At 66.6% G+C, this 16,739-nt stretch carries 6 protein-coding genes and 1 pseudogene; 5 read left to right on the forward strand and 2 right to left on the reverse strand.

The window, feature by feature from the left end; translation table 11 throughout:
* Positions 1 to 7: 7 nt before the first annotated feature.
* From NA5_RS10440 to NA5_RS10450, 3 genes are all read left to right on the forward strand, one after another.
* Positions 8 to 2,488, forward strand: coding sequence for a type I polyketide synthase (locus tag NA5_RS10440; RefSeq protein ID WP_062984473.1), 2,481 nt, complete (start codon positions 8 to 10; stop codon positions 2,486 to 2,488).
* Positions 2,489 to 2,491: 3 nt separating this feature from the next.
* A complete protein-coding gene (locus tag NA5_RS10445; protein ID WP_062984475.1) occupies positions 2,492 to 3,790 on the forward strand; it encodes a protoporphyrinogen/coproporphyrinogen oxidase in 1,299 nt (432 codons plus the stop codon).
* A gap of 128 nt (positions 3,791 to 3,918) precedes the next feature.
* The gene (locus tag NA5_RS10450; RefSeq protein ID WP_245672182.1) at positions 3,919 to 4,290 is read left to right on the forward strand and encodes a hypothetical protein; all 372 of its coding nucleotides are present in this window, start codon (positions 3,919 to 3,921) and stop codon (positions 4,288 to 4,290) included.
* Here the strand turns inward: NA5_RS10450 and NA5_RS10455 are convergent, their stop codons facing one another.
* Both NA5_RS10455 and NA5_RS10460 read right to left on the reverse strand, forming a co-directional pair.
* Complete coding sequence (locus NA5_RS10455; protein WP_062984476.1) at positions 4,291 to 4,998, reverse strand: endonuclease/exonuclease/phosphatase family protein; 708 nt, start codon at positions 4,996 to 4,998, stop codon at positions 4,291 to 4,293.
* Between the two features lie 18 nt (positions 4,999 to 5,016).
* Positions 5,017 to 6,570, reverse strand: coding sequence for a succinic semialdehyde dehydrogenase (locus NA5_RS10460; protein WP_062984477.1), 1,554 nt, complete (start codon positions 6,568 to 6,570; stop codon positions 5,017 to 5,019).
* Between the two features lie 259 nt (positions 6,571 to 6,829).
* On the opposite strand from NA5_RS10460, the pseudogene NA5_RS10465 reads away from it, so the two are divergent.
* Both NA5_RS10465 and NA5_RS10470 read left to right on the forward strand, forming a co-directional pair.
* Positions 6,830 to 13,621, forward strand: a pseudogene (locus tag NA5_RS10465) (SDR family NAD(P)-dependent oxidoreductase); the annotation flags it as partial.
* 27 nt (positions 13,622 to 13,648) lie between these two features.
* Positions 13,649 to 16,732, forward strand: coding sequence for a type I polyketide synthase (locus NA5_RS10470; protein ID WP_062984479.1), 3,084 nt, complete (start codon positions 13,649 to 13,651; stop codon positions 16,730 to 16,732).
* The last annotated feature ends 7 nt before the right edge of the window (positions 16,733 to 16,739 follow it).

The following is a 16,739-nucleotide window of genomic DNA, read 5'->3' on the forward strand; positions in this document are numbered from 1 at the left end:
TCGCGCCATGGCTGAGGAACAGCAGCTGCGCGAATACCTGCGGACCGCGGCCCGCGAATTGCAGCGCGTCCGAGACCGATTGCGGCAGTTGGAGGCTCGCGCCAATGAGCCGGTGGCAATCGTATCGATGGGTTGCCGCTATCCGGGTGGAGTCGGCTCGCCGGACGCGCTCTGGGAGATGGTCGCCGCCGGTCGGGATGTGGTCTCCGGGTGGCCCACCGATCGCGGGTGGGATTTCGATGGGGTCACCGATCCCGATCCCACCCGGACACGGATGGCCCAGCACGGCGGATTCATCGATGGCGCAGGCGATTTCGATGCGCGTTTCTTCGGCATCAGTCCACGGGAGGCATTGGCGATCGATCCGCAGCAGCGGCAACTGCTGGAGGTGGCGTGGGAGACATTCGAGCGGGCGGGCATGGACCCGACCGGCCTGCGCGGCAGTCGAACGGGCGTATTCGTCGGTCTGATCGGGCAGTCCTACGGCACGGTCGACGGTGCGTATCGAGCGTTGACGACCGAGCAGGTCAGCGGTCTGTCCGGGTTCTTGTTGACCGGTAAGGCGGCGGGTGCGGGTTCCGGGCGGATCTCGTATGTGTTCGGGCTGGAGGGTCCGGCCATGACGGTGGACACCGCGTGCTCGTCGTCGTTGGTGGCTTTGCATCAGGCGATATCGTCGGTGCGGTCGGGGGAGTCGACGCTCGCGCTGGTCGGCGGGGTCACCGTGATGGCGACGCCCGATATGTTCGCCTCGTCGAGTGAGCGTGGTACGGCCTCCGATGGACGCTGTCGCTCCTATGCCGCTGCCGCCGATGGGACAGTGTGGTCCGAGGGCGTGGGAATGCTGCTGCTGGAACGTCTTTCGGACGCACAGCGCAACGGGCATCCGGTGCTCGCGGTGTTGCGCGGTTCGGCGGTGAATCAGGACGGTGCGTCCAATGGCTTCACCGCGCCGAACGGTTCGGCGCAGCGGCGGGTGATCCGCGATGCGCTGGCCGATGCTCAGTTGTCCGCCGCTGAGGTGGATGTGATCGAGGGGCACGGTACGGCGACGGTGCTCGGCGATCCCATCGAGGTGCAAGCACTGCTGGCCACCTACGGGCAGGATCGGGATCGGCCCGCGCTGCTCGGATCGATCAAATCCAATATGGGCCACTGTCTGGCCGCCGCCGGGGTGGCCGGGGTGATCAAGATGGTGATGGCGATGCGACACGGTGTGGTGCCGCCGACTTTGCATGTAGACGAGCCGACCCCGCATGTCGAATGGGGGACCGGACAATTGGAGCTGGTCACGCAGGCGCGTCCGTGGCCGGAGACCGGGCGACCTCGGCGGGCGTGCGTCTCGTCGTTCGGCATTACCGGCACCAATTCCCATGTGGTGCTGGAACACGCTCCGGCGGTGGTTCCCGAGCCCGAGTCGACAATCGCGCCACCGGCATTGGCCTGGGTGGTTTCCGCGCGGTCGGCGCGGGCACTGACGAGTCAGGCGGAACGGCTCGCCGGATACCTCCGCGAGCATCCGGGGCTGGATCCGGTGGATGTCGGCCACTCCCTGGTGGTTGCGCGTGCCCGGCTGTCGCACCGGGCGGTGCTGATCGGGCGTAAACAGGACGATTTGCTGTCCGGTCTGGAATCCCTTGCGGCCGGGCAGGATTCGACGACGGTGGTGCGAGCGATGGCATCGCCGGTGGCCAAGACGGTAATGCTGTTTCCGGACAGCGGGCTTCTCGGTGCCGGGCGTGGTCTGTATACCGACTTCCCGGTCTTCCGTGCCGTTTTCGACGAAGTCGGCGCCGCTTTCCCGGAGCATCCGCTGCATGAACTTGTTGCGAGTGAGGCCGATACGGCCGCGCGGTTATACGATCTCCCAGAATTCGCGCGAGCCGCACTATTCGGCATCGAGGTCGGGTTATATGGGTTGATGGCGTCGTTCGGGGTGCGGCCGGATTATCTGGTCGGGCAGGGCATCGGCGAGGTCGCGGCCGGATACGCGGCCGGAGTGTACTCGCTGGCCTCGGCCGCGGAATTGATCAGGGCCGCAGGCGAACCGGCCGCGGTCGCACGGCTATGCGCGAGCTTCGGCGATCCGAAGGTGGCGATCGTCTCCGGTCGCACCGGGGAACCAGTTGATCGGGACGAGCTGCGCGCGGCCGAATATTGGACGCAAGACTCCGCACAGCCGTCGGACGCCATTCGGTGGACGGCCGCGCGCGGCGGATCGATTGTCATCGAATTGGGTTCGGGCACATGGACGCAGTGGGTGCGCGAGACCGTTGCGGAGGTTAGCGATGTGGTGGTCACAGCGGCGCTCGACGCCGCGGGATACGGTCCATCGGATGAGGCGATGGCATTCGTGACGGCACTGGCTCGGGCACATGCCGCAGGCACCACGGTGGACTGGTCCGCGTTGTACACAACAACGCGAGCGCGGCGAATCGACCTGCCCACCTATGCCTTTCAGCACCGAACCTACTGGCTGGGTAGGTGAGGCGTGGGGGATGGTGGACATATCGCGGTGGTCGGGGCGGGCATTTCGGGCCTGGCCGCGGCCCATCGCCTGCGGCAGGCGGGCCACCGGGTCGAACTGATCGAACGTGAGTCCCAGCCCGGCGGCCGGTGCGGCGTCGGGCTGCTGGGTGATCGCCCCATCATGGCGGGTGGTCGGCTGATCGGCCGTAAGTACACCGCGCTGCGCGAATTCCTCGACGAAGTGGGCCCCTTCGCCTTGGAGCCGTATCCATTGCGCATGTCCCGGATCGTGGCCGGTGAGCTGTTCACCATCGATCACCAGGACCGTCCCACCGGCCTGCGTCACCTGATCGATGCGGGCACTCCCGCCCCCGATGTCGCGAAATTCTCCTACCTCGCCAGTCGCGCACTCACCGCCGACGGTCTGCTGGAGCCGGGCTACTACACCAAACTCGCCGCACACAGCGACCACAAACCGCTCAGCGAGCACTTCGGCCCGGCACTGACCGCAATTCTCTTGCGGCCCATGACGGTATGGACACACGGCGCGGAACCGGAAGAGGTCTATCTCGGTGCGTTCGGCGCTACCCTGGCGAATGTGCTCGACGACTTCGATCGGCTCACCGACGGTATCCAACCGGTATTCGAGGCGTTGTCCCGACAGTTCGTCGTGCGTACTCGCGCCACTGCGGATCGTCTGCTGGTCCGCAGCGGCCGGGTCCGCGGACTCGCCATCGCCGAAAATGGTTCCGGGCCAAGGGAAGAACTCTTCGACGCGGTATTGCTGGCAACCCCCGCACCCGCGGCCGCGGATCTCGTCATCGACGAATTCCCGACGGTCGGAAAGCTGCTCGCGCAGATCAGATATCTCCCCGCCGCGGTCGCGGTGGTGGCATACGACCGCGATATCTTCGCACCCGATGTCTGGGGTATCACCTTCGACGACGGTCCTTGCCGCGCGGTGGGCCCGGAGAGCCCCAGTCGCCGCGATACCGTCCGCTATATCTTCACCGGACGTGATGCGCGGCCGCTGCCATCGGCCAAAACCTTCGAATCCTGGCTGGCCCGAGCCGAACGCACCGTCATCGAGCACTGCGCTGCCAGCGGCGCCATCCGACGAGATCGGGTAACCCGCACATGGGATGCCGCCTATTGTGCTTACCTGCCCGACCACGGTGATTTCACCGCCAAACTCCGGCACGAGATCGCCAGCCGCACCGGTCTCGCGGTAGCGGGGGACTATCTACTCGGCACGTCGCTGGAAGCGTGCTTCCGCGCTGGCACCGCGGCAGCCGATGATCTCCTTGCTCGACTCGCCTGAACACGCCATTGCGCGTGGTCAACTCGGGCACCGGTTCGCGCGATAATCTCCAGTGAAGCCCCGGACCATCCCCTTCGGCCCGGGGCTTCGCCGAGCATCGGGACTTATCACGTGGCACTGTGGCATCCGTGTCTGAATCGCCGAATCTGACCGGCCAGGGCCGAGTCGCCTCGGTAATGCGTTTTTCGACCGAGCTCATCGCCTGGGTGGTGACGCCATGGGCGCTGGCCGGGCATTCGGTTGTGCTGGCCGTGGTGTCGGTGGTGGTACTGATCGGACTGCCCACCGTGTTCGCCACGCCCGGCGACAAGAAACAGGTACTGGTCGCCGTGCCGGGGTGGGGCACCATCGCGCTGATAGTGCTGCAACTTGTCGCGGCGGTCATCGGCTCCTGGGTGGCCTGGCCGGTGTGGCTCGCCGTTCTCGTCAGTGTGCTGGCGGTGCTCACGGTGCTGGCGGAGCTGCCCCGTTGGCGTTGGCTGTGGCGTGCCGGGGTCTAGTCATCCGGTGATGGTGGCGCGGATGAAATTGTGGTCGGACAGGCCGTCGACCACCACGACCGCCACATCCCGCACGGTCGAACCGCGCACGATCACATGGTCGATGAACTGCGATTTGGTGCCCGATGTGCGCGGACGGGTCGGGGCGGAGGCGGATGGCAGCTCGGCGACGGTGAAGTCGGGGCCGAATGCGGATGCCACGGTGGCGCGGTCGATATTGAAGTCACCGAGTAGCACCGTCGCGCGGTCCGGTGGTGCGAGTTCGGCAAGTCGGGTCAGCTGGTGGGTGCGGCGCGGATCACCGGTCACGTGAGTTGCCACGACGACAATGCCTGCCGTCTCGACGGCGAGAGCGCCATTGCCTGGATCGTTTTCGAAGGATTCGGCCGCGATTTCTCGGCCCGGTTCGTCGAGGACGAGGACGAGATGTTCGGTGGGATCTCGCAGCGGGGTGGTGCCGTTGCGCGGTCGCGGCACACGCGGATAGCGCAGGGCATGAATATCCTTGTCGGACAGTGCCGATCGCAGACTCGCCAGTTGGTCGCCGCTGACCTCCTGTAGTGCGATGACCTGTTCGGGTCGTCCGGCGATCCAGGCGGTCACCGCGGCAATGCGCGCCGCCTCATCGGGCCAGCGGATCGCGATATCGGAGCGCCAATTCTCCGCGTGCACCCGATGCAGGACATTCCAACTGGCCACGGTGATCACAGCTCACGATGCTAGTGCTCATCGGCCGGGAAATTTGCCAACGAATTCCGCCATGGGCACCTGCAATCGTTGCCATCGCTCGGCGGACATGTGCGGCGGTGCGTCCAGATCGACCACCAGTGCGGTGGCGACCGTCTGGGGTTCGGTGTATTTGAGCAGTCCCTCGGGACCGTGTCGGCGGCCGAGTCCGGAGCTGCCCATACCGCCCATCGGCGCACCGGGACTTGCCGCGGCGACCGCGTAGCACTCGTCGACATTCACCGCACCCGAGCGCAGCCGGACCGCGATGGCCTCACCCTCGGCCGGGGTCGCGGCCCACACGCTCGCGCTCAGGCCGTATTCGGTGTCATTGGCGAGTCTGATCGCCTGGTCCGTATCGGCGACCGGATAGATGGCCACCAATGGTCCGAAGGTTTCCTCGCGGGCGCAATCCATTTCGCGAGTTACACCGGTCAGAACTGTCGGCTCGAAGAACAGGGGGCCGAGGTCCGGGCGTGGTTTGCCGCCGGTAATAACCTTCGCGCCCTTGGATTTCGCGTCGGCGAGATGTTTCGCGACGGTGGCGAGTTGCTCGGCGGAGCTGAGACTGCCCATGGCGGCGGCGAAGTCGTATCCGGGACCGAGCGGCATCGCCTCGATCGCCGCGACGAACTTCGCAGTGAACTCGTCGGCGATCGATTGCTCGACGTAGACGCGTTCGATGGAAAGGCAGAGCTGGCCCGCATTCGAGAAGCATGCGCGCAGTGCGGCTCTGGCGACCTTGTCGACATCGACACCGGCGGTGACGATCATCGGATTCTTACCGCCCAGCTCGGCGGAGCAGCCGATCAGCCGGTCGGCGCATTGCCGGGCCAGCACCCGTCCGGTGGCGGAGGAACCGGTGAACATGAGGAAGTCGCAGTTCTCGACAATGGCGCCGCCGACGGTCGAGCCCGAACCGGGGACCACGGCGAGCAGGTCGCGGGGAAGTCCGGCCTCGTATAGCAATTCGGCGTTGGCCAAGGCCGAAAATGGAGTTCGGGACGCGGGTTTCAACACCACCGCATTACCTGCCAACAGTGCCGGAATCGAATCACCGATGGCCAGGAACATCGGATAATTCCATGGTGCGATGACGCCGACAACGCCTTTCGGCTGCGCGTGCACGCGCACCCTGGTCAGGCCGGGCAGTGGTCCGGGAACTCGCCGCGGTTTCAATAACTCCGGTGCCAGCCGCGCGTAATACCGGGTTCCGGCGAGGATGCCGAGGACTTCCTCCTGTGCGGTCCAGCGCGCTTTTCCGGTTTCGGCCTGGATGATATCCAGCAGTAGGTCGCGGTTTTCGAGTACCAGCGCGCGATAGCGTTTGATGACCGCGACTCGATCGTGAACCGGTAGAGCCGCCCAATGGCACTGTGCTACTGCGGCTTTGGTAAATGCGAGGTGGACGTCGGCCGCATCGGCCAGCGGCACCCGCCCGAGTGGATGTCCGGTGAAAACCTCGTCGATCGTGGTGGTCGGGCAGCCGACGTGGTCGGCGACCGAGGCGAGTCGACTCACACGCTGGAAAACACTGGATTCCGGAACCGGCATTGTCGTACTCCTGCCACATAGGTGTCCTCGAATATGCAAACTACAGCGGAAATCGAGGAATCGGGCTCGGCGATGGCCCACCGATTACCGCACGGTGGACGGGCGCAGACCGGTGGCTATTTAGGCTCGGAAAGTCGGCGAAAGTCGAAGGTTTCCGGTGGAGCGCAACCACATTCGAGGAGTCGGAATGTCACAGTCGAATGGCGACAGCAACGCGGTGCTCGAACGCGATGAGCTCGGCCGTCGCTCACCCGAGGAGCAGCGGCGGCTGCTGCGTGAGCTGGTGGTGCAGCAGGTGACGGATGTGCTCGGTGGGATCGCGCCCGAGGTCATCGACGTGTCGGCCTCGTTCCGGGATCTGGGATTCGACTCCCGCTCCGCGGTCGAGTTGCGCGACCGGTTGCGCAGGGCCAGCGGTGTGGAGCTGACGGCGGCGGTCGCCTTCGACTATCCGACCATCGACCGGCTCGCCGAACTGCTGCGCACCAGACTGATCGGCGCGCAGGGCGCGCCCGCGGGCAATGGCTACGGCACACCGGCGACCGACCCCGAGGAGCCGATCGCCATTGTCGGCATGGCCTGTCGCTACCCGGGCGGCATCGCCTCGCCGACGGACATGTGGCGGATGCTGATGGCGGCTCGCGAGGTGACCTCGGAATTCCCGCCGGAACGCGGCTGGGACGATTTCTACGATCCGGAGCCGGGTGCCGAGGGCAAGACCTACGTCCGCTCCGGTGGATTCCTCGACGGCGCGGCGGCATTCGACGCGGGCTTCTTCGGCATCTCACCGCGCGAGGCCCTGGCCACCGATCCGCAGCAGCGCCTGCTGCTCGAGGTTTCGTGGGAAGCCCTAGAGCACGCGCGTATCGACCCGAGTTCCATGCACGGCAGTCGCACCGGCGTGTACGCGGGCATGTTCTACAACGATTACGCCGATGACACCGCGCCCGCCGAGCTTGCCGGTTATCTGATGACCGGCATGACGGGAAGCGTTGCGTCCGGGCGTATTTCATATGCGCTCGGTCTGGAGGGGCCCGCGCTGACCGTCGATACGGCATGCTCGTCGTCGCTGGTGACGGTGCACCTGGCCGCGCAGGCACTGCGTCGGGGTGAGTGCGATACCGCGCTGGCCGGTGGCGTCACGGTGATGGCGAAGGCCGCGCCGTTCATCTCCTTCAGCATGCAGCGCGGGCTCGCGCCGGACGGTCGGTGCAAATCCTATGGTGAGGGCGCCGATGGCACCGTATGGTCGGAGGGCGTCGGGGTGCTGGTGCTGGAGCGGCTGTCGCGGGCCCGCGCGCAGGGCCGTCGGATTCTGGCATTGGTGCGTGGTTCGGCGGTGAATCAGGACGGCGCGTCGAATGGATTGGCCGCGCCGAATGGTCCGGCCCAGCAGCGCGTGATCCGGGACGCGCTGGCCGATGCCGGGATCACCGCCGCGGAGGTGGACATGGTCGAAGGCCACGGCACCGGAACGGTATTGGGCGATCCCATCGAGGTGCAGGCGCTGCTGTCCACCTACGGCCGGACCCGGCCCGATCCGGAGCGGCCACTGTGGCTCGGTTCGATCAAATCTAATATGGGGCACACCCAGGCCGCCGCCGGTGTGGCAGGCATCGTCAAGACCGTGCTGTCCATGCGGCACGAAATGCTGCCGCGCACACTGAATTCCGAGCAGCCGACCGAACATGTGGATTGGACCGAGGGCAATGTGCGGCTGCTCGCCGAACCGCAACCGTGGCCGCGTCGGGCGACCCCACGGCGGGCCGGGATTTCCTCATTCGGCATCAGCGGCACCAATGCTCATCTGATCATCGAGGAACCGCCTGTCGATGAGCCGAAGAGCCGAGCACGGATCGCGCCACCGGTGACGCCGTGGGTCCTGTCCGGACGCACCGATGCGGCGGTGCCCGCGATGGCGCAGCGGTTGTCCGAATTCCTGAAGGAGTTTCCGGACAGTGATCCGACCGATATCGGCTACTCGCTGACCGCGACCCGATCCGAATTCGAACATCGTGCGGTACTTCTCGGCGCCGATAGGGACGAGCTGGCCGTCGCACTGGAAACTCTGACCGCACAGCAGGATTCGCCGAATGTGGTGCGCGGTGTCGCCGGGCGCGATGTTCGGACCGCGGTAATGTTCCCCGGGCAGGGTGCGCAGCGCGCGGGTATGGGCACCCGGCTATATCAGGCCTATCCGCTGTTCGCCGAAATCTTCGACGAGGTGTGCGCACAGGTCGACGCCGCGAACCCGGCGTGGACCGTCGGGTTGCGCAGCGTGATCTTCGCCGAGCCCGGCACCCCGGAGGCGGCTTTGCTGGACCGCACCGAATACACCCAGCCCGCACTGTTCGCGATCGAGGTGGCGCTGTTCCGGCTGCTGCAGTCCTGGGGCGTGAACCCCGACTATCTGGTCGGCCACTCCATCGGCGAGATATCGGCCGCTTTTGTTGCCGGGGTGTGGTCGCTGTCGGATGCGTGCGCGCTCGTCGCCGCCCGTGGACGGCTGATGCAGGCGCTGCCCGAGGGCGGCACCATGGTTTCGGTCACCGCCGACGAGCACGAGGTGGCCGAGCTCGTCGGCGATCGAGCGGATCGGGTGGGCATCGCGGCGGTGAATGGGCCGCGTTCACTGGTGCTTTCCGGTGACGAGGACGCCGTCGACGAGATCGCGGCACTGCTCTCCGAGCGTGGCCGCAAGACCAAGCCCCTGGTGGTGAGCCACGCCTTCCATTCGCCGCGCATGGAACCCATGCTCGCCGATTTCGAAAAGATCTGTGCCGGACTGACTTATCACAAGGCGACCATCCCGATCATCTCCACGGTGACCGGCGAACCGGCGACCGATGAGGAATTGCGTTCCCCGGCCTACTGGGTCGGTCAAGTCCGTCGACCGGTGCGCTTCATGGCGGCGGCCCAGCGATTGATCGGCGAACGAGTCGGCGTCGCATGGGAGGCCGGACCTGGCGCGGCGCTGACCACGCTCGTCGTGCAAACGGCCGCCACCGCTGAGCAGCCGGTGCCGACCACTAAAGCGGTGCTGCGCTCGCCCGGTGCGGATGGTGAAGTCTCCGGACTCGTCGCGGCGCTGGCCGCCGGATATTGCGCTGGCGCACAGGTGAATTGGTCGGAGTTGTTCGCTGGAAGCGGTGCTACGGCTGTAGACCTGCCGACCTATCCGTTCCAATGGCAGCAGTTCTGGTTGCAATCCGCGGGTGTCGCGGATGTGCGACAGTCCGGACTCGAGGATGCCGGACACCCACTGCTCGGCGCGGTGGTGCGGCTGCCGGAATCCGATGAAATCGTCTGCACTGGACGGCTTTCCCTGCGCAGCCATCCCTGGCTGGCCGACCACGACATCGCGGGCACTGTGTTGTTGCCGGGTACGGCCTTTGTCGAAATGGCGCTGCACGTGGGCGCTTTGGTGGACTGCACGCGACTTGCCGAATTGGTGCTACAGGCACCCCTGCCCTTGCCCGCGACCGGTGGAATCGAGCTGCGTGTCGTCGCGGGCGCACCACAGGACAACGGTGGCCGGGCACTGACCATGTACTCCCGTCCACAGGACGACGGGCAGCCGGAGTGGACCTGCCATGCCGTCGGCGTTATTGAACCGGCCGACGAATCCCCAACGGCGAGCCCAGATTTCGCGGCCTGGCCACCGCCCGGTGCGGAGCCCATCGAACTCGATGGCGGCTACCGTGATCTGGCCGACGCCGGGTACCGCTACGGCCCGCTGTTCCGTGGGCTGACCGCGCTGTGGCGGCGCGGCGAGGAATTGTTCGGCGAGGTGGATCTGCCCGAGCAGGCACGGTCCTCGGCCGAACGATTCGGTATCCACCCCGCGCTGCTGGATGCGGCGCTGCACGCTCTTGCCCTCGGCGGCGCCACGACCGACGACGGCGAGGTTTCCGTACCGTTCTCCTGGGAGGGTGTATCGCTGCACGCGGTGGGCGCGTCCTCGCTGCGGGTGCGACTGACCGCACCCGCACCGGACCGGATCTCGCTCACTGTGGCCGATGCGGGTGGTGGTCCCGTCGCCGAGGTGGCGGCACTGGCATTGCGTGCCCTGCCGCGCGAGGCCCTGATTGTCAAGTCGTCCACTAGTGCGGACCTGCTCGGCACGACATGGATTACCGTGCCGCAGCCGGAGACCGCGCCGGTCGACCAGCCGTGGGCGCGGCTGCGGGAGAGCAAGGACACCGTGGCGGTCGAGCAGCTGTCGGTGGGGCTGAGCGACGGCCAGGGAATCGTGGCGGTCGAACAATCATCGGTGCGGCTGGGGGACAGTTGGGAGTCCGTGGCGATCGAGCAGCCGTCGCCGCGACTGGGGGCGAGTCAGGAGACCGTGACGGTAGCCGGGCAACGGGTCGTGGTCTTGTCCGCCCTGACCACCGAATCGACCGGTACCACACCGGAATCCGTGCGCGCATGGGTTACCGATCTGATGATGACCGTGCAGCAACTGATCACCGCCGAGGAGGCAGCCGAACGGATCCTCGTGGTGGTCACCCGCAATGCGGTGGCCGTGCACGGCGCGGAGGACGCGGATCTGACGGGCGCGGCGGCGTGGGGCCTATTGCGCAGCGCTCAGAACGAGAATCCCGGCCGGATCCTGCTGGTCGATGTCGACGACTGGGGGAATTATCGAGCAGCCGTGGAACAGGCCGTAACGGTGGCGACCGAACCACAACTCGCCCTGCGGCGCGGCGCACTGCACGCGGTTCGGGTGACCCGCTCCGCCGCGGATATCGTCGAGCCGAGAACACCCTTGGACGCCGGTGACTGGCGTCTGCTGCCACTGGGCAAGGGCACGCTCACCGGTGACAACCTCACGCTCACACCGGACCCCGACGCGACGGCACCGCTGGCGCCGGGCCAGGTCCGCGTCGCCGTGCGGGCGGCGGGTGTGAACTTCCGTGACGTGCTGATCGTGCTTGGCATGTATCCGGACCCGGATGCGCCCATCGGCGGCGAGGGCGCCGGGATTGTCCTCGAAGTCGCCTCGGACGTCACCGATTTCGTGCCCGGCGATCGCGTCTTCGGGTTCCTGCCGGTGGTCGGTTCCACCGCCGTCGTCGATCGGCGACTGGTGGTCCCGATGCCGTGCGGCTGGTCCTTCGCACAGGCCGCCGCCGCACCTGTGGTCTTCGCGACCGCGTATTTCGGCCTGGTCGATCTGGCCGGACTCCAGCCCGGCGAGACCCTGCTGCTGCACGCCGCGACGGGCGGCGTCGGCATGGCCGCGGTGCAGTTGGCCAGACATCTCGGCGCGGAACTCTACGTCACCGCAAGTAAGCCGAAGTGGGATGTGTTGCGCGGCATGGGCTTCGATGACGATCACATCGGCGACACCCGCACCCTCGACTTCGAACGGCGATTCCTCGACGCCACCGCGGGCCGCGGCGTCGATGTCGTGCTGGACTCGCTGGCCAATGAATTCGTCGACGCCTCGCTGCGCCTGCTGCCGCGCGGTGGCCGCTTCATCGAAATGGGCATGACCGATCGACGCGAACCGGACAAGGTCGCGGCTGAACATCCCGGCGTCTACTACCGCGCCTTCCACCTCATGGAGGCGGGCCCCGACCGGCTCCAAGAGATCATGACCGAACTGCTGCGCCTCTTCGGTTGCGGTGTGCTGCAACCGATTCGGGTGACAGCATGGGATGTGCGTGAAGCACCGGAGGTATTCCGGTTCATGAGCCAGGCCCGGCATATCGGCAAGAACGTCCTGACGGTGCCGCCGCGGTGGAATCCGAAGGGGACGGTCCTGGTGACCGGCGGCACCGGCGGGCTCGGCGCCGTGGTCGCCCGACATCTGGTCGGCGAACGCGGTGTGCGCAGACTGTTATTGGCCAGCCGACGCGGTCCCGCCGCCGAGGGGGCCACGGAACTGGCCGCCGAACTGACCGCGCACGGTGCCGATGTCGATATCGTCGCCGCCGATGTGGCCGATCCGGCCGCGATATCCGCACTGCTGGCGGCGATTCCAGTGCGACATCCGCTGACGGCGGTGGTGCACACCGCCGGTGTGATCGATGACGGCATGTTCGACTCCATGACCGCCGAGCAAGTCGCGACGGTCTTCGGCCCCAAAGTCGATGCCGCACACCACCTGCACGAGGCGACCAAGGACCTCGACCTGGCCGCGTTCGTGGTGTACTCGTCCATCGCGGGTGTACTCGGCGGACCGGGGCAGGCCAATTACGCGGCGGCGAATGCCTATCTGGACGCGCTGGCCCGCCGCCGTCACCTCGCCGGGCTGCCCGGCACCGCCCTGGCCTGGGGCGCTTGGCGCAGTGCCAGCGGAATGACAGCTCGACTGGGCGATCAGGATTGGGCGCGGATGCGTCGCGAAGGCATGCTGCCCATCGACGATGAGCACGGTATGGCGCTGTTCGACGCCGCGCTCGCGAGCGGACAGGCGGCCACCGTCGCCGCACGCCTGGACATGTCGGTGCTCTCGGCCATGGATCCGGGCGATATGCCCGCGATGCTGCGTGGTCTGGCCCGGTCCTCGCGGCGGGCCGCGGCGGCCAGGTCCAGTGAATCGGCCAAATTCGCGTCGGGTTTGCTCGGACTCGATCCGGCCGAACAGGAACGGGTCATCGTGGACGCGATCCGCGCCCAAGCCGCGGTCGTACTCGGTCATCAGTCCCCGGATGCGATCGACGTCGAGCAACCATTCCAGGAACTGGGGTTCGACTCGCTCGGTGTGATGGAGTTCCGCAACCGAGTGAAGTCCACGGTCGGTATCAATCTGGGCACGACGGTGGTATTCGACCATCCGACCCCCGCCGCTCTGGCCGGATATATCCGCCAGGAAATCACACCCGTCGACGACGCGCCCGCCCGGATCAAATCCGAGGTGGCGGCATTGGCCAAGAGTTGCGCCGCGACGTCACTGGATCCCGACGACCGACGTGATATCGCCACCCGGCTGCGGGCCGTGCTGCGCGAACTCGACGGCGGCGCGGAAAGCGAGAGCATCGCCGATCTCGCCGCGGCCGACGACAGCGAATTATTCGAATTCATCGACCAATTGGACTGATCGAATGCCGGAGGGAGGTGCATTACCGTGGCCGATGACGAACAGTTGCGCGAATATCTGCGTCGCGCCGTGCGAGAACTGCACGAGACCAGGCAGAAGCTGCGCGACGTACAGGCGAAACAGTCCGAGCCCATCGCGATTATCGGTATGGCCTGCCGGTTCCCGGGCGGCGTCCGATCGCCGGAGGACCTGTGGGATTTGGTCATCGACCAGCGATCGGTGGTCTCGGAGTTCCCGACCGACCGCGGTTGGCGACCCGCGGCCGCGCATGACGAGCCCGGTATGAAAACCATTGGCCTCGGCGGATTCCTGGACGGCATAGCGGATTTCGATGCCGGATTCTTCGGGGTATCCGAACGCGAGGCCGGGGCGATGGATCCGCAGCAGCGGCTGCTGCTCGAGGTCGCGTGGGAGGCCATCGAGCGGGCGCGGATCGACCCGGCCACCCTGCGTGGCACCGACACCGGGGTCTTCGCCGCGGTCAGCGATCAGATCTATTCGGACTGGTCGCCGGACTGGGACGGCTTCGAGACCTACTACGTGCTCGGCACCCAGGCCAGCCTCGCCACCGGACGGATCAACTATCTGCTCGGTTTGGAAGGTCCGGCGGTCTCCGTCGACACGGCCTGTTCGGGTGCGCTGGTCGCGCTGCATCAGGCGGTCGAGTCCCTGCGTGGCGGTGCGTGTTCGCTGGCGCTGACCGGCGGCATTACGGTGATGTCGCTGCCGTCGCCGTTCATCGCGTTCTCCCGGCAGCGCGCACTGGCACCCGATGGCCGCTGCAAACCGTACGCACAGGCCGCCGATGGCACGGCGTGGGCCGAGGGCGTTGGCATGTTCGTGGTGGAGCGACTGTCCGACGCGCGGCGCAACGGACATCCGGTGCTCGCCGTGATCCGTGGCGGCGCGATCAATTCCGATGGGGCGTCCAATGGGTTGACCGCGCCCAATGGTCGAGCGCAGCAACGGGTTATCCGGCAGGCGCTCGCGAATTCCGAGCTGTCGGCCGCCGATGTCGATGTGGTCGAGGGCCATGGCACCGGTACTCCGCTCGGCGATCCGATCGAGGCGCAGGCCCTACTCGCCGCATATGGCCGTCATCGCGATCCGCAACAGCCGGTGTGGTTGGGGTCCATCAAATCGAATATCGGACACACTCAATCCGCCGCGGGCACAGCGGCATTGATGAAGATGGTGCTGGCCATGCGGCACGGGGTCGTGCCCGCGACATTGCATGTGGATCGACCCTCGGAGCACATCGATTGGTCGGTGGGCGGGGTCCGGTTGGCCAGCGATGCGCGACCGTGGCCGGAGACCGGACGCCCACGGCGGGCCGGGGTCTCGGCATTCGGATTCAGCGGCACGAATGCACATGTCATCGTCGAATACGACCCGTCCGAAAGCTCTGCCGATTCGGAGCCGCCAGCGGTCCAGCGGTATCCGGTGTATCCCTGTGTGGTCTCGGGCCGGACACCGCAGGCGCTGCGGGATCAGGCCGCGCGTCTGGATTCCATTGCGGCGGATGTCGCGGATGTGGGCTTCTCACTGGCGACCACCCGGACCGTCTTCGATCACCGCGCCGTGCTGCTTGCGGGTGATACGGACGAACTGCGCAACGCGGCGTCAACGGCGGCGCTTGGTGCGGTCGATCGAACTGTGGTCACCGGTTCGGCTGCTGGCCGGAAGCTGGGTCTACTGTTGCCGGGGCAGGGTAGTCAGCGCGCCGGTATGGGGCAGCAACTTTACGAGGCATTCCCGGCTTACCGCGCGGCCTTAAACGACCTGTGCGCCGCCTTCGACGCACATCTCGACCGACCGCTGCGCACGGTGATCTTCGATCCGGATGCGCTGGACCGCACCGAATTCACCCAGCCCGCACTGTTCACCGTCGAGGTCGCGACCTACCGCCTGCTCGAATCCTGGGGACTGTCAGCCCATTTCCTACTCGGCCATTCGATCGGCGAACTCGCCGCCGCACATATCGGCGGCGTGTTTTCCCTGGCCGACGCCGCGGCAGTGGTGTCGGCCAGGGGCAAGCTCATGCAGCGGCTCGGTCCGGGTGCCATGCTCGCAATCCGCGCAACGCTCGACGAAGTGATCGAATCGCTTGCGGGATACGACGATCAGGTATCCATCGCCGCAAGCAACGGTCCCCATGCCACGGTCATCTCCGGTGACGAAGCCGCGATCGGCATACTGGCCAAGCAGTGGCGCGCCCGTGGCAGACGCATTCGCCGCCTGCGGGTCGAACGCGCCTTCCACTCCGCACAGCTGGATGGCCTGCTCGATGAATTCGCCACGATCGTGGCCGCCGCCGAATTGAAGCCGTCCTCGATCACATTGCTGTCCAATGTCACCGGTAAGCCGGTCACCGCCGCCGAAGTGTGCGCACCGGAGTACTGGGTCCGCCAAGCCCGCGGCACCGTGCTCTTCCACGACTGCATGCAGTACCTGCTGGATGCCGGGGTCGATACCTTCGTGGAGATCGGCCCGGGTGACGTGCTGTCCGGCATGACCTACGAATGTGCGGGCGATCGCCCCTGCGTCTGCTTGCCGACCCTGCGCACCGGCGAACCCGAACCACACGGCCTCATGCGTGCCGTCGCCGGTGCCTGGGTGCGCGGTGTCGGGGTGGACTGGGCGGCGGTCTACGCCGACTCGGGTGCCCGCACCGTCGACCTGCCCACCTACGCCTTCCAACACCGCAAGTATTGGCGTGGCACCCAACACTATTGGTGTGCCACCGAGCGCATCGCACAGCCGCTGTACGACGAAGAACCGACTGAAACAACGGATACGAGCACCGAATTCCGAGCCCGGGTGCTCGCACTCAACGAGCCGGAACGATCCGATTTCGTCCTCACAACCATCTGCGCACAGATCGCCGCCATACTCGTCGACCGCACCGACGACAGCGAAATCGACCCGGACACCGGCATTCTCGCGACCGGACTGACCTCCCTATCGGTACTCGAACTACGCAACCGCATGAATGCGCTTGCCGGATCGGGTATTCCGGTCGAGGGCTTTTTGGACAACCCGACCCCACGCGCACTCGCCGGACTGGTCATGGCCGAACTCGCCGACGACGCCGTGCGCGTCGGAATCTGAGGAGACC

The sequence above is a fragment of the Nocardia anaemiae NBRC 100462 genome (genome assembly GCF_001612725.1).
GTDB classification, from domain to species: Bacteria; Actinomycetota; Actinomycetes; order Mycobacteriales; family Mycobacteriaceae; genus Nocardia; species Nocardia anaemiae.